The 19,556-nt window shown below is 35.6% G+C and carries 19 protein-coding genes; 1 reads left to right on the top strand and 18 read right to left on the bottom strand.

All coding sequences use genetic code 11. The features are described from left to right. Positions 1-75: 75 nt before the first annotated feature. The 3 genes from EKM60_RS04180 to rpsO all read right to left on the bottom strand — a co-directional run bounded on the left by EKM60_RS04180 (position 76) and on the right by rpsO (position 3,201). Positions 76-1,026, bottom strand: a complete 951-nt coding sequence (locus EKM60_RS04180) for a tetratricopeptide repeat protein (RefSeq protein ID WP_125712754.1) — start codon at positions 1,024-1,026, stop codon at positions 76-78. A gap of 31 nt (positions 1,027-1,057) precedes the next feature. Beyond that, on the bottom strand, positions 1,058-2,755 hold the full coding sequence (locus EKM60_RS04175; protein ID WP_125712752.1) for a ribonuclease J: 1,698 nt from the start codon (positions 2,753-2,755) through the stop codon (positions 1,058-1,060). A gap of 176 nt (positions 2,756-2,931) precedes the next feature. Then, positions 2,932-3,201 carry a 30S ribosomal protein S15 gene (gene rpsO, locus EKM60_RS04170; protein WP_125712750.1) on the bottom strand — a complete coding sequence of 90 codons (270 nt, stop codon included), beginning with the start codon at positions 3,199-3,201 and terminating at the stop codon, positions 2,932-2,934. A 251-nt stretch (positions 3,202-3,452) separates the two neighbouring features. On the opposite strand from rpsO, the gene rpsT reads away from it, so the two are divergent. Then, entirely contained in the window at positions 3,453-3,701 is a 249-nt protein-coding gene (gene rpsT, locus EKM60_RS04165; protein WP_125712748.1) for a 30S ribosomal protein S20, read from the top strand. A gap of 156 nt (positions 3,702-3,857) precedes the next feature. On the opposite strand, the gene holA is transcribed toward rpsT, so the two are convergent. The 15 genes from holA to pdhA form a co-directional block, all read right to left on the bottom strand. Then, positions 3,858-4,871: a DNA polymerase III subunit delta gene (holA, locus tag EKM60_RS04160; protein WP_125712746.1), complete on the bottom strand. Its 1,014-nt coding sequence runs from the start codon at positions 4,869-4,871 to the stop codon at positions 3,858-3,860. Next, positions 4,846-7,098 carry a DNA internalization-related competence protein ComEC/Rec2 gene (locus EKM60_RS04155; protein WP_125712744.1) on the bottom strand — a complete coding sequence of 751 codons (2,253 nt, stop codon included), beginning with the start codon at positions 7,096-7,098 and terminating at the stop codon, positions 4,846-4,848. Before EKM60_RS04155 ends, holA begins: the two co-directional genes overlap by 26 nt. Then, positions 7,099-7,692, bottom strand: coding sequence for a helix-hairpin-helix domain-containing protein (locus EKM60_RS04150; RefSeq protein ID WP_125712742.1), 594 nt, complete (start codon positions 7,690-7,692; stop codon positions 7,099-7,101). An 84-nt stretch (positions 7,693-7,776) separates the two neighbouring features. Then, a complete protein-coding gene (locus EKM60_RS04145) occupies positions 7,777-8,820 on the bottom strand; it encodes a SepM family pheromone-processing serine protease (protein WP_125712740.1) in 1,044 nt (347 codons plus the stop codon). A 5-nt stretch (positions 8,821-8,825) separates the two neighbouring features. Next, entirely contained in the window at positions 8,826-9,317 is a 492-nt protein-coding gene (coaD, locus tag EKM60_RS04140; RefSeq protein ID WP_125712738.1) for a pantetheine-phosphate adenylyltransferase, read from the bottom strand. Between the two features lie 2 nt (positions 9,318-9,319). Next, entirely contained in the window at positions 9,320-9,868 is a 549-nt protein-coding gene (rsmD, locus tag EKM60_RS04135; protein ID WP_125712735.1) for a 16S rRNA (guanine(966)-N(2))-methyltransferase RsmD, read from the bottom strand. A 2-nt stretch (positions 9,869-9,870) separates the two neighbouring features. After that, a complete protein-coding gene (locus EKM60_RS04130) occupies positions 9,871-10,137 on the bottom strand; it encodes a YlbG family protein (protein WP_125712733.1) in 267 nt (88 codons plus the stop codon). A gap of 4 nt (positions 10,138-10,141) precedes the next feature. Further along, positions 10,142-11,320 (bottom strand): FtsW/RodA/SpoVE family cell cycle protein, encoded by a 1,179-nt coding sequence (locus EKM60_RS04125; RefSeq protein WP_125712731.1) that lies wholly within the window; start codon positions 11,318-11,320, stop codon positions 10,142-10,144. A 137-nt stretch (positions 11,321-11,457) separates the two neighbouring features. Continuing rightward, entirely contained in the window at positions 11,458-13,323 is a 1,866-nt protein-coding gene (gene typA / locus EKM60_RS04120) for a translational GTPase TypA (RefSeq protein ID WP_125712831.1), read from the bottom strand. A gap of 65 nt (positions 13,324-13,388) precedes the next feature. Next, positions 13,389-14,165: an inositol monophosphatase family protein gene (locus EKM60_RS04115; protein ID WP_125712729.1), complete on the bottom strand. Its 777-nt coding sequence runs from the start codon at positions 14,163-14,165 to the stop codon at positions 13,389-13,391. Beyond that, positions 14,149-14,442 carry a UPF0223 family protein gene (locus tag EKM60_RS04110; protein WP_125712727.1) on the bottom strand — a complete coding sequence of 98 codons (294 nt, stop codon included), beginning with the start codon at positions 14,440-14,442 and terminating at the stop codon, positions 14,149-14,151. The genes EKM60_RS04115 and EKM60_RS04110 overlap by 17 nt, the downstream gene beginning before the upstream one ends. Positions 14,443-14,596: 154 nt before the next feature. Then, complete coding sequence (gene lpdA / locus EKM60_RS04105; protein WP_125712725.1) at positions 14,597-16,024, bottom strand: dihydrolipoyl dehydrogenase; 1,428 nt, start codon at positions 16,022-16,024, stop codon at positions 14,597-14,599. A gap of 7 nt (positions 16,025-16,031) precedes the next feature. After that, a complete protein-coding gene (locus EKM60_RS04100; RefSeq protein WP_125712723.1) occupies positions 16,032-17,321 on the bottom strand; it encodes a 2-oxo acid dehydrogenase subunit E2 in 1,290 nt (429 codons plus the stop codon). 45 nt (positions 17,322-17,366) lie between these two features. Continuing rightward, the gene (locus tag EKM60_RS04095) at positions 17,367-18,344 is read right to left on the bottom strand and encodes an alpha-ketoacid dehydrogenase subunit beta (RefSeq protein WP_125712721.1); all 978 of its coding nucleotides are present in this window, start codon (positions 18,342-18,344) and stop codon (positions 17,367-17,369) included. A 2-nt stretch (positions 18,345-18,346) separates the two neighbouring features. Next, positions 18,347-19,447 (bottom strand): pyruvate dehydrogenase (acetyl-transferring) E1 component subunit alpha, encoded by a 1,101-nt coding sequence (gene pdhA / locus EKM60_RS04090; RefSeq protein ID WP_125712719.1) that lies wholly within the window; start codon positions 19,445-19,447, stop codon positions 18,347-18,349. Positions 19,448-19,556 lie beyond the last annotated feature (109 nt).

Below are 19,556 nucleotides of genomic sequence, written 5' to 3'. Positions count from 1 at the left end.
TAAAAATATACTCTTTGGATTATACGGGGCACAATCCAAATTGTAAATACTAATAACGAAAAAAATGCATTATTTTCATTGCTGAAACATATTTATTAAAGAATCGAACCTATCGATCCAACTCTTCACCTCTGAAAAGTGTGAATTGTCTTTAACATCAGACTCATCTATAAGACCATACCGCAAAAGGAAAAGGTTTGTCCAGAGACTTGGGCTTTTTATTATATTTTCTCCAAATGGATAGACCATCGCAGCATATAATGATAATTCTCCACGCAAATTCTCAACCTGCGTCTCATTTTTACTGTCAGCCAAAACCTTATCCAGTTCATCACACATCTTTAAGTAAATATCAGTTGCCATGATTGGTTTTAACTTAGATGGATTACATGACTTTGTTTCACCGTAAAATGAAATGTCAATTTCTTCATCCACACCTAACTTATATAAATTTTCAACTAATTCACTCTTCAACAACGGATGCAAAAGTGGATTTCCCAATAATAGTCTGGAACCAGCAATATAATCCTTTTTGTCAAACTCTCTCATACTACGTATAAGCTGAATTTGAGTGACCATAGGTTTAGTCACTATTGAACGTAAATGAGTTAATATTGTTGTCATATGAGGCCTAAATGAGCGCAAATGACGCTCTTCAGCCAAATTTACACGATGTTTAAAATCAAGAATAAATTCTTCATCAATAGTTGAAAAATTGTTGTTCTTATAATAATTAATAATCTGATTTGCTAATAGGAAATCATTGTTTTCTAGCACAATATCAGTCGCAAGCTTAGCTGCATCAGCATCACTGAGATAATAATTGAAATAATCTAAAATAACGGCTTCAGCATCATCAGCTTTTTTTAGGTTCAACAAAGAAGCAGCCAGTCCTTGATTTATTAAAAAGGATGGCTGCATAGTGTATGCTTCGGTATAAAGTTCAGTGGCTTCATCCCAATCACCTTTATTGAATGCATCGTCAGCTGCGTCTAGTATTTTCTTTAGGTTATCTGAGTCGTCCATAAAATACCTCTTGATAAAAGATCAATTGATCTTACTTTTTAGATTTTCGATGTCTGTTTTGGTTAACTTCCATAATAACTGGCAAGATAACTGGATGGCGATTTGTTTGCTCATATAAGAAATGATTTAACTTATCTCTAACACCTTGTTTAAGATCTGACCAGTCAAAATCTTTACTATTTTGAAGATAATCAACAATAGTATCAACGATCAAATCAGAACTTTCACTTAATAAATCACGACTGGCACGCATATAGACAAATCCACGAGCTGTGATTTTAGGCTTAGCAACGACTTTCTTCTTTTTACGGTCAATCGTAGCAACGGCAATGAAAACACCATCTTCGGCTAGTAATTCACGGTCACGAAGAACAATACTTCCTATATCGCCAACACCAATTCCATCGATCATTGTATCTCCAGCTTCTACGCCCTTACCCAAATAGAATTGATCGTTTTCATAATTCAAAACGTCACCTTTTTTAGTAAGGAAGATATTTTGATATGGAATACCAGTTTCATGAGCAATTCTAGCGTGAGCATCCAATAGTCTGTACTCACCTTGTACAGGAATAATATTCTCAGGTTGTAACAAATTGATCATTAATTGTAAGTCACTCTTGTTAGCATGGCCTGACGAATGAAGATCATCACCTAATGATTTAACTTCTGCACCAGTTCTATAAATAGCATCACGTGTTTTAGCAAAGCTTGTATCCATTGCATGAGATGGAGTCGTAGCAATAAATACTAAGTCTCCCTCTTCAATTTGGAATTTAGTTTTTGAGGATGGATTAGCCATTTTTTGCAATAACTTAATAGGTTCACCCATTCTTCCTGTTTCAATAACTACCAACTTATTAGGGTCGACATCATCCAATTCTTTGCCTTTAACAATAAGTTTTTTGTTACTGATCTTTAAATAACCTAACTTCATAGCAGTTTTTAAGATTCTTTCGGCATCAGTACCAGACAAAAAGACTTGGCGTCCTGTATTATCTGCTGCATCAAGAACTTGTTGCATTCTTTGAATATTTGAAGCAACTTGCGCTACAACAATCCTACCATTGTGATAATTGAACATATCAAGGATATATTCATAAATGTCACGTTCATTAGAGTTCTCATATGGCGATTCTGCATTGGCTGAATCACTTAATAATGCAAGGACACGTTCGCTACCAATCTTGGCAATACGTCCAAAGTCAGTTCTATATGTTGGTACAGCGGCTTGGTCAAATTTGAAATCGCCTGTATAAACAATTTGTCCTTCACTAGTTTTAATATCAATACCTAAAGAACCAGGAATTGAATGAGTTGTCTTAAAGAAAGCCACTGTTGCTTCTTCAAAATCAATGGCGGTATTTTCATCAATAATATGGAAATCATCAAATTTTTTACTGCGACGATCATTTGAACAAACTATTTTAGCTAATTCAATTGTCATTTCTGAACCAAAAACAGGAATATCATAGTCACCAATTAAATATGGTAAAGCACCAATAGCATCAGCATGACCATGTGACAAGAAAATACCAACTACTTTGCTAATATTTTCCTTAATGTATGTCATATCTGGAACAACTACATCAATTCCATATAAGTCATTATCAGGATATTGTAAACCGATATCCAAAATGTAAATCTCGTTGTTAATTTCTACCGCATACATATTCTTTCCATTTTCGCGTACTCCGCTTAATAGAATGATTTTTATTTTTTTGCTCATTATTTCATCTCTCATTTCTTAAATATAAATAGATAACAATATCTAATTGTCGTTTTGAGTCCATCTACTTAAGACTACTTGATATGTACCTGATTGTTATTCTATCACACCGTTCAGCAAATTGAAATTTAGCAAAAAAAATAGGAAATTCCGAATGGAATTCCCTAAAATAAATATTAACGACGTAGACCAAGTGATTGGATCAAATCACGGTAACGTTGTACATCATTATCTCTAAGATACTTAAGCAAGTTACGACGGTGACCAATCTTCTTCAACAAACCAACATATGAATGGTGGTCCTTCTTGTTAACTTTCAAGTGATCGTTCAATGAGTTAATATCGTATGTTAAAACAGCAATTTGTACTTCTGGAGAACCTGTGTCTCCTTCTTTACGAGCATATTGCTTGATAACTTCTGTTTTCTTTTCTTTTGAAATAGCCATTTCATTCACCTTTTCCTATTAATTTGGCCAAACTATGCAAAACGACGGTGAATCGTCAAACAGAGCATGGTTAGTACGGTTAATTAGTTTACTATATATACAGACCACTTTCAATATAAAAAACCAATTCAAATTCATAAAACCATGCAAATCATTAAATTAATTACAAATAATTTATTGCATTGAAAGTATCAATTATGTATAATTCTATGTATTGAGTTTAAGTCACTAGGTAATCGGAGGTGAAATTGATGCCACAAATTAAATCAGCTATCAAGCGTGTGAAGTCTGCAGAAAAGGCTAGCCTTCGCAATAGCTCACAACGCAATGCTATGCGTTCAGCTATTAAGAACTTTGAAACTTCAGCTTCAAATAACGCTGACAACAAAGATGAATTATTTAGATCAGCAGTACGCGCTATCGACATGGCTAAGTCAAAAGGCCTAATCAAAGCAAACAAAGCTGCTCGCGATAAGTCAAGACTTGCTAAAATGAATTAAGACATAAGCAACTATAGGTTGCTTATTTTTTTTGCTCAAATTTCAACAATAAAAATCCGTCGATGAAGTTTTTACCTCATTCGACGGATTTTTTTGTAAATATTCTTGTTTAATTAAGAGAAATACTTGTAACTTGCCAAGATATCCGAAAACATCCTAGGCAAACTTAGCAATGAATAAATCAAAAAGTAATTCCTTATCACCTTGTCCAGATTTAATTTGATAATCTAAATCAACAATGGAATGAAACATCAAAATCAACTGCTGGATCTCTAGATTTCTAGCCTGCTTTAATGACATCTTGACACGATAAGGATGTAATTTTAAATTTTTTGAAATAGTCGATTCTGACAATCCGCGCTCACTTAATATTTTAGTCTGGATCAAAGTTCGTAATTGTGACATTAAGATAGCTACTAGTAGTATTGGATCAATCTTTTGCAATAAGAACTGTTGATACAATTCTTCGGCTTGATAAATATTTTGAGCTAGAATTTGATTCATTAATTCAAACACGTTGTCATCTAAACTTTGAGGGACTAGTTCACTGACCGCTTTTTCATCAATAACTTTTGATTTTAAAGCATACAACTTTAATTTCTCTAGTTGGTTTACTATTTGTGAGTAATTGCCTTGAGTTTTATTGATCAAAAGGTCTAACGCTCCTCTATCAATCGAATAACCATCATTTCTCAAGTCTTCATTAATAGTTTTGACCAAATGTCCACTATCCATCTTGCTGGCATCTATCATACCGGCAGATTTCTTTAATTGTTTAACGATTTTTTTACGAGAGTCTAATTTATCATAGGTCGCGAAAATAACCATGATAGTGGAAGGAGTCGGATTTTTAACATATTCAGTTAATAGATCCATATTTTGTTCTACAAAACCCTTAGATTTCTCACCAGTCAAAAAGTACGGATGGTTTATGAACACTAAACGCTTTTCTCCAAAAAATGGCGCTGAAATAGCTTCATTTATTGCATCATCTAATGATGTATCCTCTAAATCAAATGAAGAGAAGTTCATGTCTTGCTCTTCCGGCAACAATAAATTCTTAAATAGCTTTTCAACTTGTTTAACAAATACTTCTTCTTTACCAGTTACAAGATAAACGTTTTGAATATTTCCCTTTTTCAATTCACTTTTTAATTCTGTTATTTTCAATTACTTCACCCTTTAAAAAAGTTTTTATCTTGTTCTGCTGCATAAACGGATAATAATACCAAGTAATCATACCATAATCAGCCGTATTCATATGCGGCACATGTAATTTATCCAATCTTTGAATTGTTTCTTTATTTGGATGACCATAACGATTATTCACTCCTGCGGAAATGAGAGCTAATTTAGGTGATGTCTGCCTTAAAAACTCATCCCCACTTGAGGTCTTTGATCCATGATGGCCTACTTTTAGATAATCAACTTTTATCTTATAATCCTCTAACATCTTTTTTTCATTATCGATATCTAAATCACCTGTAAATAACCAATTCTTATCATTAATGCTAGCCAATAGAGTCAACGAATCACCATTTTCACCAATGCTTCTATTTTTGGGCCATAGAACATCCCAATCTGTATCTGCAATCCTGAATCTATCCCCCTGTTTAATATGCGTGAACTTCACCTTAGGATTATTTTGGATAATCCTTTTAATAGACAAATTATCATCTAATCCTTCGCCGAAACTAACCTCAGTAACAGGAAATTTATTCAATAGAACGGGTAAGTTCCCCATGTGATCAGCATCTTTATGGGATAGGAAAACTCGATCAATTTTATTGATACCCTGAAATTTTAAATAAGGAATTGTTGAATTAGTCACCTGATCTGACTTAGTCCCCTTCTGCCATTGCTTTTTCGGAAAGCTTAATTTGCCACCAGTATCAATTAAAACAGTCTTTCTATTGAAAGGCGTCGTCACTAAGATACTGTCTCCTTGACCTACATCGATCATCGATACTTGACCAGCTAAAGGGAACTTATTATAAGTTACAGCCATAGTAAAAATCACCAGATAGCTAATCAAATACTTATTCTGAAATGATTTCTGTTCTAAATTGAATAGACTCAACACAACCAATATTAAAACAACGAATAGAGAAATTTTACCAGTTATCAGAACAAAACCACTATTCTGGGCTATTTGCTCAAGAAAAATATATACACTATCAAACAACTGATTTACGATATTCCAAAAGAAAAATTTTGGAAAAATTGCTGCAACTATTGTCGTAGGTAAAATTATATATTCAAAGAACGGAACAAATATCAAATTTATCAACAATATCAGCCAGCTAAATTGATAAGTATAATTACAAATCAATGGAAGACTGACCAAATTTACTTTAAATGTCATCGAAATCGTATTTTTAATGTCATAAATAAACAATAAAGCAAATGACAATAAAAAGCTTAACTGTCCACCCATATCTAAAATCGATCTCGGCTGTACAAACAAACATATCATTATAGTTAAGCTAAATACATCTAACTTACTAATGTTCCAATGAAGTTTACCGATGATAATACCCAAGATAGATAAAACTATTGCTCTCCAGATTCCAATTTTAGAACCAACCAAAATCCCATAAATCGGTAATAGGATAAGCAATATATCATCAACCATTTCTCTAGTTATCTTAATAGTAGAAAAAGTTTTTCTAAAGAACGTCACTAACATTAAAACATGCAATCCTGACAGACTAAAAAGATGTATTATTCCTAAAACACTTAAATTGTTAAAAAAGTCTTTTTCCTCACCACTGCTGTATCCAAGTAACAAACTTTGAGCATGTATTTTGAGCCATCTTGGTAACTTTTCTAATTTTTTGATCATATGTATTCGTAAAACATTTATTATTTCAAATACTGATCCTGGTTGATGAACTTTAATTTTATCGATTTTACTCAAATATACTGAATAGTAGATACTTCTGTTTTCTAAAAAATTTCGATAATTAAACTCACCGGGATTTCTATTAAATTGAATTCTTTCAACTTTATCAATCGTTACATTTGCCTCAATAGGATCAGATAAAGATTTCCAGTTAGACTTATCACTTTGATTTTGTAACCTATAAAAAAATTTCACCTTTTGCTTATCGATAGATGTTTCCCCACTCATTAGATCACCATTTATCTTAATAGTATCTGGAAAAATTATCAGAGTCTCCTTCTCGGAAGTTATTTCTGGAATATTATTATCACCCCTGATCCAAACGACTCCCGCAATCATAAGCATCAAAAGGATTAAAATTGGTCTTTTTAAAAAAATAACCCTTATTAAGATTAAGATTCCAAGTAATATCCAAATAACTCTATTCGTATCTGTCAGCAATTGGGATACACAATAACTAAACAAAGCTGGAAAAATAAGATAGTTTTTCATCTAAACCGTCAATTGATCTTTTAGTGATTCTAAAGTTTTATCACCAATACCAGATACTTTAGTTAAATCTTTTAAATCTTTAAAATTTCCATTTTCTTCTCTAAAAGCAATTATTTTTTCTGCCTTCTTAGGTCCAATTCCGGTTACCGACTGAAAATCTTCAACTTTAGCGGTATTAATATTTACTTGTTTCTTACTATCTGTTCCACTAGTACCTGTAGAAGACGACACTTCTCCAACTGCTGGAACTACAATTTGCATTTGATCGGTTACTTTTTGAGCCTGATTGATCTGCTTTGTATCAGCATTTTCATTCAACCCTCCAGCTAACCTGATTGCCTCCTGAACAATGGAACCAGTTTTTAGTCGATATACTCCGGGGCTTTTCACCGCACCTTGAATATCGACTACAAATTCCTTATTAGTTAATTCCTTTTTAGGCGTAGTTTTTCTTTGAATAGCAGTGTTATCCACTACTGGAGCCACCTTAGTTTGAGCCTTATGTGTCAAACTCCAAGTTCCAAAACCTAGTAGTAAGAATAATAATAAAATAACTGCTAAATTTTCTCGACATAATTTAATTACTTTTTCCATTAAATTCACCTCAATAAAAACTACGTTAAAAAATTTAAATTCTAACGAAAAAAGTCTGTCGAATTATTCGACAGACTTTTTAACTTAATTTTTTTCAAGATATTTGATAGCTTCATTTAGTGATTTAACTGGAACGATCTTCATCTTCGTATTGATTTTTTTAGCTGCACGTTTAGCCAAATGATAGTTATTAACGTAATTAGGGTCATATTTCTTAATTTCTTTAGTAACTGGATCATCAGGTGCAAAGAAAACAGTGGCCCCTTCTGAAGAAGCAGCATAAACTTTCTTCTCGATCCCACCGATAGGGCCAACTGTCCCATCAGGAGAAATTGTACCAGTACCAGCAATTATTCGATCTTTTTTAAGATTTTTGTTGGTTATTTGTGAATATACTTGCAGCGTAAACATCAGACCTGCAGATGGTCCACCAATGTCACCAGCATCGATTTTCGTCGGAGGCATTCCCTTAGCCTCTGTATTATCTGTCAACGTAATACCTAAACCAAAACGTTTTGTACTAGCCAGTTTGACGAGCTTACCACTGGCGGTTTTCTTTTTACCATCTCTAGTAAAGTTAATTTTGACGGTCGAATGCTTATCTTGTTTACGAACATATTTAATAAACTGATTAGAGTTCTTAAATTTGTACCCATTGATCGAGCTGATCGTATCTCCAACCTTTAATTTACCTTTAAAAGCTGAATTGCTCAAAATATCCATTACATAAACGCCAAGATATTTTTTAGTAAAAGGCTTATCGGCAGCTGAATAAGCAGCTTGAACAGCATTATTAGTTGCTGATCTCATATAGTATTGCTGAACTTGCATATATTGTTGATCTGTTTCATTTCCCATCAATTCTTCACGAGGATAAATTGTTTCAAAATCATCCCCCAAAGAACGTAGTAGGGTAAACGGTGTCCCTTGCATAATACCAACAGTCGTCAGCAGGAAATCACCCTTCTTTTTATCATGCTTGCCATCAACTTTGACATATTGCGAAGTGGATTCAGCACTTCCAGGGACCTCTAAATAATACTTTGTTGGAAAGGTAAAGAATGCTAAGACGATGATGAAGATAAATACTCCACCAAAAATCTTGTTTCTAGTTTTATTAAATTTCAATCGACTTAGTCCTTCCGCAATTTCTTAACTAAAGCATCTGCCACATCTTCAGGGACAAATTTTGAAACATCCCCACCAAATTTGACGACTTCCTTAATCATTGATGATGATATATTAGCATACTTTGAGTCGGCCAATAAAAAGATTGTCTCTATCTCTGGATTTAAAGATTTATTCATAGCGAATACACCTGCTTCATAGCTGAAATCACTAGAATTACGCATCGAGCGTACTAACGTATTAGCTCCGTATTCCTTAGCTAACTTTGTGGTCAACTGTTCTTTGCCATCAATAACACGAACATTTTCTAAATCACTTAATTCATTTTCAATGAAAGTTTTTTTCTCTCGATAATCAAACATATAATTCTTAGAGTTGTTAGTCATTGTGGCTACGATCAATTCATCAAATTGCTTAGCGGCACGACGAATGATCGTTAAATGACCATTTGTAACAGGATCAAAACTTCCTGCATACATTCCAATTCTCTTTGGCATAATTATCCTCCAAATTGATACATTACAACTTTTGTATCTTTGTAGTCTTTTTCTTTGATAAGAGCTATTTTATCAGAAGTTAACTCAACGTTATAATCCGTTTCGTCAACAATAATTGCCCCATCATTTAATAAATCATTTTCAATCATATCTAAAATTATTTGCTCAGTTATCTTCATTCTATATGGAGGATCCAAAAACACTAAATCAAACTTAATTTTATTCTCAGAGAACTCTTTCAAAGCTTCAGTAGCAGCCTTTTTTATAACTACAAACTGTTCTTCATGATGAGTTTTTTCAACATTTTCTTTGATAGTATTAATAGCTTTATATGCCTTATCTACCAAATAAGCTCTTTCAAAACCACGAGATACGGCTTCAATTCCGAGACTGCCGGTACCGGCAAATAAATCTAAAGCTACTCCATCATTCAGATAAGGTGTCAACATGCTAAAAACTGCTTCTTTGACCTTTGCTGAGGTGGGACGGGTATTATTGCCTGGAACTGGCTTCAAATTCAATCCGCCAAAGGCACCTGATACAACTTTCATAATTACTCCTCTAACTCATCAGATTTCTTATTTTTTAAAACGTAATGATCATCTAGTTCTTTTCTATGAGCAACAGTCACACGTTTAACATACTTTTTATTCACTAATTCTTTTTTAACTTCTGAAGCCTTACTGGAATTAACATACAACATCACATATTTCATCTTTGGAGATGAATAATAAATTGTTCCATAACGTTGCAATTTCTTTTTCCATTTCATTGAGTAGACCCAGACATACAAAGCCTGACGTTCCACTTTCTTGTACATAAAATCACCTGTGTTTTTCTATATTGAATTTATTTGTCGCCTCAAGATTTAAGACTATCCCTAATGAAAACGATAGGACTAACAAACTTGAACCACCATAACTAATGAATGGCAAGGTAACACCTGTTAATGGCATTAAACCTAATAATCCACCAACATTTAGGATCATCTGTGCCAACATCATAACTGCTACACCGTAGTACACCAAAACGTTATACGTGTTTGCCGACTTAATTCCAAGATAAAGTATCCTGAATATGATCAATCCTAGTAAACCTAATACTATGAAAACTCCTACTAGACCCAACTCTTCACTAATAATGGCCAAGATAAAATCAGTATGCGGTTCCGGTAAATAACCTCTTTTTTGAATACTATTTCCCAAACCAACTCCAAAAATACCACCATTACTAATTGCATAAAATGAGTTGACCAACTGGTTACCAGATGTACGCTCCAGTTTAAATGGATGCAACATTGCTAAAATACGCTGATACTGATAATTTCTAATAATAAATTTAGGCTGAAACTTAGTTATCCAGAATATTCCAACTAAGAATGCTCCAAGTAAACTTCCATCTAATTTTAAAATATGGTTGAAAGGTATTGAAGATGAAGAGATCAAAACGATAGTTATCAATCCCAATATCAATGCTCCACCAATATCAGGCTGAAATCCGACCAGAACGATAATTGCCAAAACTATTATAACTGGTTCCTTGATCACATGTAGTGAGTCAGAGAGCTTCTCATTATCCAACAGTCTGCTTTTACGACTCGTTAAAATATAGGCCAGATAAAGGATCAAAGCTATCTTAGCTAGTTCCAACGGTTGAAAGTTTATTGGTCCAAAATTGATCCACGCTGATGCACCATTGATCCTACTACTAGGATTGAAATAAGCCCTAACCAGTAGCAAGGCTAGCGATACCAATGTAATCCCTAATAGAAGCGCCCTAGTCTTTGAACTTTTAAAGAACTTAACTTTCAACATAAAAGTTACAAAAAGGAGAATCAGACTCATGAACGCGTACATTCCTTGTTTTATCAAGTATTGATTAGTACTGCCACCATTCGACATAGCATTATAAAAACTGGCGGAATATACCATTACTACACCAATACCCAGAAGTATGATGTATGGGATCAAGATCCACAAGTCAATTAACTTTAATTTTTTCACATTAATACTCCTAAAATCTAATAATAAGATTATACCACCAATCAAATAACGCGTATAGAAAAGCCAGCCTTTCAGGATTCATGAGAACAAATAAAAAAGGTATAACATCAAATGATGTTATACCTGATTAAGCCATATTAAGCTTTCTTAGACATTTTTCTTTGTTTGTCATACTTCTTACGTTCGTTTGTACTTAAGATCTTCTTACGTAATCTAACGCTCTTAGGTGTTACTTCACAAAGTTCGTCTTCGTTTAGGAATTCGATTGATTGCTCAAGTGACATTTCCTTAGGAGTTTTGATTGCGGCAGCATGATCTTTACCAGCGGCACGAGTATTTGTAAGGTTCTTACCCTTTGTAACAGTAACAGCGATATCTTGATCACGGTTACTTTCACCAACGACCATACCTTCGTATACTTCAACGCCGGCACCGATAAATAGTTTTCCACGGTCTTCGACTGATTGTAAACTATATGTAGTTGAAGGACCTTGGTTAATTGAAACCAAAGCACCAGTTCTTCTACCTGGTTCCCAGTTTTTAACAACTGGTTTGTATTCTTCGTATGTGTGGTTCATGATTCCGTAACCACCAGTCATTGATAAGAACTCTGTTGAGTAACCGATCAAACCACGTGAAGGTGCTGAGAAGATCAAACGTGTTTGACCATTTCCAGTACTTTCCATGTTCTTCATGTCACCTTTTCTTTGTGACATTGAATCGATAACTGATCCAACATATTCGTCAGGTGTATCAATTGTAACCTCTTCGAAAGGTTCGCTGTTTACACCATCGATGTTCTTGTAAATAACTTCTGGACGAGAAAGTTGTAATTCAAATCCTTCACGTCTCATTTCTTCAACAAGAATTGACAAGTGAAGTTCACCACGTCCTGAAACCATCCAAGCACCAGCTTGATCAGTATCTTCAACTTTAAGTGAAACATCAGTATGTAATTGTCTTCTTAAACGTTCTTCAATCTTTCTAGCAGTAACTTCTGTACCTTCACGACCAGCGAAAGGTGAGTTATTTTGTAAGAAAGTCATTTGAAGTGTTGGTTCATCAATACGTAATAATGGAAGTGCCTCTTCATGGTCAACTGGACAAACAGTTTCACCAACATAGATATCTTCCATACCAGAAACAGCAATCAAGTCTCCAGCCTTAGCTTCTTGAACTTCAACACGATCAAGACCCATGAAACCGAAAATCTTAGTAACACGGAAATTCTTAGTTGATCCATCAAGCTTCATAACGGTAACATTATCACCGATTTTGATAGTTCCACGGAAGACACGTCCAATACCGATACGTCCAACGTAGTCATTATAATCAAGTAAAGCAACTTGGAATTGTAATGGTTCGTCAGAGTTATCTACTGGAGCTGGGATAGTCTTCAAAATTGTGTCGAACAATGGGTCCATTGTGTGCTTTTGTGCAGCTGGATCTGAATCATAACTTGATGTTCCGTTAATAGCTGAAGCGTAAATAACAGGGAAATCAAGTTGTGTATCATCAGCACCTAATTCGATAAACAATTCAAGAACTTCATCAACAACCTCTTCAGGACGAGCACCTGGTCTATCAATTTTGTTGATAACAACAATAGGTGTTAGATGTTGTTCCAAAGCTTTCTTTAGAACGAAACGTGTTTGAGGCATAGTTCCTTCGTATGCATCAACAACAAGTAGAACACCATCAACCATCTTCATGATACGCTCAACTTCACCACCGAAATCGGCGTGTCCTGGTGTATCCAAAATGTTGATCTTTTTACCGTCATAATCAACGGCTGTATTCTTTGAAAGAATTGTGATACCACGTTCCTTTTCGATAGCGTTGGTATCCATAGCACGATCTTGAATTTGGTAATGTTCCCCTAATGTATCTGATTGTTTTAACATTTCATTAACTAAGGTTGTCTTACCGTGGTCAACGTGGGCGATAATGGCAATATTTCTAATATCTTCTCTTAATTTAGTCAAAGTACTTCTTCCTTCCATTAATAGTAATGCGACTGGATTACTTGCAATAAAAAAACTGTGATTGTAATTCACAGTTTCAGTTATTATTTTTTAACTGTCTTTAGTACCTCTGAAATAACTTTTTCAGTACCAACTATTACGACTTGTGATTTTAGCATATTTACGGGGCTATCGTCAATAGTCGAGACCTTTAAACCGAGACTTTCACAGAGTACTCGACCCGCAGCTAGATCCCAGGGAGCCAAATAAGACATGTATAAAACCTCTCTACCAAAGATTAAATGTTCAAAGATAATCCCTGCACTACCATAAATTCTCAATCCGCTACTCTTTTGTACAACTGCTTGAGAATTAAAACGATCTGCTACAACCATTGGCCAGCTGATATCAACTAAGCCTTCTGGTAATGACTGATTTTTAGGACTAATTACTTTTTCTTCATTTCTAAATACTCCATAATCAGGTCCGCCATGATAGATTTCTTGTTTAACAACATCAATTATTGCGCCTAGAAACGGTTTGCCATCCAGATAAACTCCTATCATCGAGGCAAAATCATCGCGTCGTTTCACAAAGTTCATTGTACCATCAATCGGGTCAACAAAGAAAACTAATCCGGACATATCTTTTACGACATCTCCATAGCCTTCTTCACTAAAGATCGTTGCTTCGGAATATTTTTCTTTTATTTTGCCAACTAACCATTTCTCAGTAGATTTATCAAAGTTAGTAACCAAATCGATCCGGCTGCTTTTTGTCCCAACAGACTTATCCTTTTTTGAGTCTACCAAGAGATTCTTCCCAACTTCACTTAGTAATTCAACCAAAAATTCATCCATTTCTTTAATATTTATTTTCATATTGAACCCTTACTTTCTCATTATCAGGTGTTTTTTGACATTGCTTAAAAACTTTATATATGGAATATCCTGATTCAGTCTCAAACTCATGGTCCAGACGCTTCTGTTCCATCTTCATTGATACTACTTGTTGGAATGATCGATATTTATTTAAAAAATCTTCTCGTTTAATACCATGCTCATATGCCGACTCAACTGCATTGTAGAGTGCCATCACCGTAATTATTTCATCATTGTTCCAATCTTCATCTAATGGATAACTATAGTTTTCGTGCATAAGTATTCCCCTTTTCAACCATTTACTATACTATACAAAAAAAGTGATGCAAGTGCATCACCTATTACTTAAATCAGCTAACTTGCCGATCTGTCCAACCCAAAAAAGATCAGAAATCCCTCACTGGAATCTCTGATCCTTTTTAAATTTTTAACTAAATATGTGTAGGATATCCGATAAGAATGTCGGCTGCTTCTTGAATTGGTTCACCTAATGTTGGATGTGGGTGAATTGTCAAGGCAATATCCTCGGCATTCAATTGACAGTTAACGGCAACACTTAATTCAGAAATCAAATCACTAGCACCAGGGCCAACGATTTGTGCACCAATAAGTGTACCAGTATCTTTCTTAGCAATTAATCTTACAAAGCCTTCTGGAGCGTCTAATGATACGGCACGAGCATTACCAGCAAATGGGAACTTAGCTGATGAAACTTCGATACCCTTATCTTTAGCTTCGGCTTGTGTTAGACCAACACTTGCTAGTTCTGGGTCTGTAAAGCAGACAGCAGGAACACCGATAAAGTCATTAGCAGTATTCTTTCCAGAGATAGCACCTGCAGCAGTTTTAGCTTCAAAGAAAGCCTTATGAGCCAAAGCTGGACCAGGAACAATATCACCAATAGCATAAATATTAGGAACATTTGTACGACCTTGTTCGTCAACTTCAATAAGTCCACGATCTGTAGTCTTAACAGATGTCATTTCAAGACCAAAGTTGTCAGTATTTGGACGACGTCCAACAGTTACCATACAGTAATCTGCAACAACTTTTTCTTCCTTACCATCAACTTCATAAGTAACAGTAACGTTGTCTTTACCGTTTTCACCCTTCTTAGCCATGGCGTTATTAACGATAGTAACACCTTTCTTTTCAAGGTTCTTCTTAACAACTGAAACCATATCTTTTTCAAAGTTAGGAATAATTTGTGGTGTACCTTCAAGGATAGTAACATGTGCACCTAAGTCAGCATATGCTCCGGCTAATTCAGTACCAACATATCCACCACCGATGATTACAAGTTCCTTAGGAACTTGTTTAAGGTTCAAACCACCAGTTGAATCAACGATTCTGTCTTCAAACTTGAATCCTTTGATTTCAACAGGACGACTACCAGTAGCAAGAATCAAATTCTTGAACTTGATAGTTTGACCGCCACCATTATCCATAAATTGACGAGGGCCAGCAGGCATGATACGTAGTTGTGTATCGTTGTCCAAGTATGCTTCTCCTTGGATCAATTCAACCTTGTGCTTCTTCAAAAGCATGTTAACACCGTTTGTCATACGAGCAACAACTTTTTCGTCTTTCCAAGCTTGTGTCTTTGTGAAGTCAATTGTGGCTTCTTTTGTTGTAATACCATATGTTTCGGCATTCTTAGCTTGTTGTAGTCTGTGTCCGGCTGTAATTAAAGCCTTTGAAGGAACACATCCAACGTTCAAACAAACTCCACCAACAGTATCTGATTTTTCAATTACGGTTACTGTTTGTCCCAATTCAGCGGCACGAATAGCGGCAACATATCCGCCGGGTCCCGAACCAATGATAACAGTATCTTTTTCTACAACATTATCTGCCATTTTTAAACTAGCCCTCCATTAGTAGCATATCTGGTTCATGCAATAATTTCTTCATGAGGTTCAAGGCATTTTGAGCCAATGCACCATCAATTAGTCTGTGATCATAACTTAGTGAAAGCTTCAACATCTTACCAACTTGGATGTTTCCGTCTTCATCAACGTAAGGTTCGTTAGCAATCTTACCAACACCTAAAATAGCACTTTCAGGTTGGTTGATAACTGGTGTAAACCAGCCACCACCGATTGAACCAACATTACTGATAGTGATTGAACCACCAGACATTGACTTAGCATTCAATTTGTTGTCATATGCAGCTTGTGTATTTTCTGAGATTTCTTTGGCAATTTGGAACATTCCCTTAGAATCAGCATCCTTAATGTTTGGTACATACAAACCATGATCTGTGTTTGTAGCAATACCAACGTTAAAGTAGTGTTTATAAACAATTTCCTCAGTTGTATCATCAATAGAAGCGTTAAATTCAGGATATTCCTTCATAACAGCAACTAAAGCTTTAACAATATATGGCAAGAATGTTAGCTTGATATCTTTATCAGCAGCAACTGCCTTGTATTTCTTACGGTTAGCCATCAAAGCTGAAACTTCAACATCATCGAAACTTGTAACGTGTGGAGTTCTGTGCTTAGAATTTGACATTGCTTTAGCAATGGCTTTTCTAGTCATAGTCATCTTTTCACGTGTTTCAAGTTCTGGATTATCTGACTTGTAAGGTCTGATTGCTGTAGCTGTTGAAGCAGGTGCAGCAGCGGCGGCTGGAGCAGCTTCTTTAGCTGGGGCAGCAGCGGCACCGTTAAATCCTTCAACGTCAGCCTTTGTAATTTGTCCATGGTCACCAGTTGGTGTAACTTGTGATAAATCAACGCCCTTATCACGTGCCAATTGACGTACTGATGGCATTGCTAAGTAATCAGCATTTGCTGATCCTGTAGCATCCTTAGCAGGTTCTGCTGCTGGAGCAGCTTCTTCTGCGGGAGCGGCAGTTGAGTCATCTGATGCGGCTGCAGCTGGAGCTTCATCATCGTCGCCTGTATCAGCTGATCCATCATCGATAACGATCAATGTATCACCGATTTCTACAGTTTGTCCTTCTTGAGCAACGATTTGTTTAATAGTACCTGAGACTGGTGATGGTAGTTCCTCAACAGACTTATCATTTTGGATTTCAACTAAAGAATCATCTTCTTTAACTGTGTCTCCTTCTTTAACAAGCCAGCTAGCGACTTCACCTTCGGCCATTCCTTCGCCTAGTTCTGGTAGCTTAAATTTAAATGCCATGGCTAGAATCCTTCCCTTCAATTACCTATCTATTAGTAGTTTTTATTAATAATTTAAAATTTCTCTAACTTTTTCTTCAATTTCATCTGCGCCTGGGATCCAAATATCTTCGGCTTGGGCAAATGGATAAACACTGTTTGGAGCGGCAACTCTACCAATAGGTGCATCAAGAGACATAATAGCGTTTTCTGAGATAGCTGAAGCAACTTGTGCTCCAACACCAGCCATCTTTTGAGCTTCTTGTACAACTACAACTTTGTGTGTCTTTTCAATTGATTTGAAGATTGTTTCTGTATCAATAGGAGAAACAGTTCTTAAATCAATAACTTCAACAGAGATTTTTTCAGCAGCTAATTTTTCAGCAACTTTAAGTGCTTCATTAACTTCAGCACCATAAGCAACAATAGTAATATCTGTACCTTCACGTGAAACATTAGCTTTGTCCAATGGAACTGTATACTTGCCATCAGGAATATCATCCTTCATTGAACGATATAACTTAAGGTTTTCCATAAATAGAACAGGGTCATTGTTTTCAACAGATGAAATCAATAGTCCTTTAGCATCATATGGATTACTTGGCATAACAACACGTAAACCTGGTGTACCTGTAAAGTAGTTTTCTAGGTTATCAGCGTGCATTTCAGCAGTATGTGTACCACCACCATAAGGTGTACGGATTGTAACAGGTGCTGTTTGCTTACCATCAAAGCGGAAGCGCATCCTTGCTTGTTGGCCAACAATTTGGTCAATAGCTTCAAATGAGAATCCCATAAATTGAATTTCAGGGATTGGACGCCAGCCAGTAACACCTAGACCAGTTGCCATACCTAAAATTCCAGATTCAGCCAATGGAGTATCGAAGACACGATCTTCACCATATTTTTCTTGAAGACCTTGTGTGGTTCTAAATACACCACCGTTTTTACCAACATCTTCACCGAAGATCAATGTTTTTGGATCTTCGTCTAAGACAATGTCAAGTGCGTCAGTAATTGCTTTAATATAGGTTTTCTTTGCCATCGTTACTTCGACTCCTTTTCTTCAAATTTTTCAATTTCAGCTTTTATTTCTGGAGTTGGGACTTCGAATGTACGTTTCAACATAGCTGGCACTGTATCTGGTTCAACAGCATCTGCTTCCTTGATAGCATCCTTGAATGATGCTTTATATTCATCAACAAGTTTTTCTTCATCCTCGTCTGACCATAAACCTTTGTCTTCAAGAACTTTTCTTAAACGAATCAATGGGTCTTTATCGAACCAAGGTTTTGTTTCTTCTTCAGTTCTATAACGAGTAGGATCATCACCAGCACTTGAGTGAGCACCGTAACGATATGTTAATGTTTCAATCATAACTGGTCCATTACCGGCTGTAATGTATTCACGGGCAGCCTTAGCAACCTTATAACAAGCTAAGATATCCATACCATCAACTTGAACACTAGGAATACCAGCAGCAACAGCCTTTTGAGCTAATGTTGGAGCAGCTGTTTGCTTGCGACGAGGTGTTGAAATGGCAAAGCCATTATTTTGAACGATGAACAATGCTGGAGCTTGGAAAGCACCTGCGAAGTTCATACCTTCATAACTATCACCTTGAGAAGTACCACCATCACCAGTATATGTGAATGCAATAGCATCTTCACCATTCTTCTTAAGTCCTAAAGCAACACCGGCAGCTTCATCATAAGCAGCACCAATAATGATTTGTGGCATCATAGCACGTGCTTCATACTTATTACCTACGACATGTCCTCTTGACCATAGGTATGCTTCAGTAACTGTAGCGCCATGTTGAATCAATTGAGGAACATCACGGTATGCTGGCAATAAGTAATCTTGTTTCTTCATTGCCAACACAGTACCCATTTCAGAAGCTTCCTCTCCTTCTGTTGGTGCGTAGAATCCCATACGTCCTTGACGTGAGAAGTTCATAGTTTGTTCGTGCAATGCACGTTCCCAAACCATTTTCTTCATAAATTCAACTAAGTCATCATCTGAAAATGAATCAAAAGTCTTTTGATCCACAATTTCAGCGTTTTCATTTAAAACTTGAATTGGCTTTGGATTATTTGATAAATCTTTTTTAATAGTTTCAAAGTCAACAATCGGTTTGTTTGCCATTCTCTTACAGTCCTTTCATTAAAGAAACTCACCCGTCCAACCTGCATTGAAAGGGCTTTCACACTCTTAATACTATCATTGATTATGAAAAAAACAAGGGTTTTTTAAC

It is taken from the genome of Companilactobacillus kedongensis, assembly GCF_003946625.1.
Lineage (GTDB): Bacteria > Bacillota > Bacilli > Lactobacillales > Lactobacillaceae > Companilactobacillus > Companilactobacillus kedongensis.
This window is presented reverse-complemented; position numbering and strand designations above follow the sequence as displayed.

Excerpts from the sequence above, each read along its gene's own strand:
- EKM60_RS04095 (WP_125712721.1), bottom strand. The coding sequence starts at position 18,344 with ATGGCAAAGAAAACCTATATTAAAGCAATTACTGACGCACTTGACATT.
- rpsO (WP_125712750.1), bottom strand. The coding sequence starts at position 3,201 with ATGGCTATTTCAAAAGAAAAGAAAACAGAAGTTATCAAGCAATATGCT.
- EKM60_RS04110 (WP_125712727.1), bottom strand. The coding sequence starts at position 14,442 with ATGCACGAAAACTATAGTTATCCATTAGATGAAGATTGGAACAATGAT.
- EKM60_RS04155 (WP_125712744.1), bottom strand. The coding sequence starts at position 7,098 with ATGAAAAACTATCTTATTTTTCCAGCTTTGTTTAGTTATTGTGTATCC.
- lpdA (WP_125712725.1), bottom strand. The coding sequence starts at position 16,024 with ATGGCAGATAATGTTGTAGAAAAAGATACTGTTATCATTGGTTCGGGA.
- EKM60_RS04130 (WP_125712733.1), bottom strand. The coding sequence starts at position 10,137 with ATGTACAAGAAAGTGGAACGTCAGGCTTTGTATGTCTGGGTCTACTCA.
- coaD (WP_125712738.1), bottom strand. The coding sequence starts at position 9,317 with ATGCCAAAGAGAATTGGAATGTATGCAGGAAGTTTTGATCCTGTTACA.
- EKM60_RS04100 (WP_125712723.1), bottom strand. The coding sequence starts at position 17,321 with ATGGCATTTAAATTTAAGCTACCAGAACTAGGCGAAGGAATGGCCGAA.
- EKM60_RS04175 (WP_125712752.1), bottom strand. The coding sequence starts at position 2,755 with ATGAGCAAAAAAATAAAAATCATTCTATTAAGCGGAGTACGCGAAAAT.
- EKM60_RS04150 (WP_125712742.1), bottom strand. The coding sequence starts at position 7,692 with ATGGAAAAAGTAATTAAATTATGTCGAGAAAATTTAGCAGTTATTTTA.
- rpsT (WP_125712748.1), top strand. The coding sequence starts at position 3,453 with ATGCCACAAATTAAATCAGCTATCAAGCGTGTGAAGTCTGCAGAAAAG.
- EKM60_RS04180 (WP_125712754.1), bottom strand. The coding sequence starts at position 1,026 with ATGGACGACTCAGATAACCTAAAGAAAATACTAGACGCAGCTGACGAT.
- EKM60_RS04115 (WP_125712729.1), bottom strand. The coding sequence starts at position 14,165 with ATGAAAATAAATATTAAAGAAATGGATGAATTTTTGGTTGAATTACTA.
- rsmD (WP_125712735.1), bottom strand. The coding sequence starts at position 9,868 with ATGAAAGTTGTATCAGGTGCCTTTGGCGGATTGAATTTGAAGCCAGTT.
- pdhA (WP_125712719.1), bottom strand. The coding sequence starts at position 19,447 with ATGGCAAACAAACCGATTGTTGACTTTGAAACTATTAAAAAAGATTTA.
- typA (WP_125712831.1), bottom strand. The coding sequence starts at position 13,323 with ATGGAAGGAAGAAGTACTTTGACTAAATTAAGAGAAGATATTAGAAAT.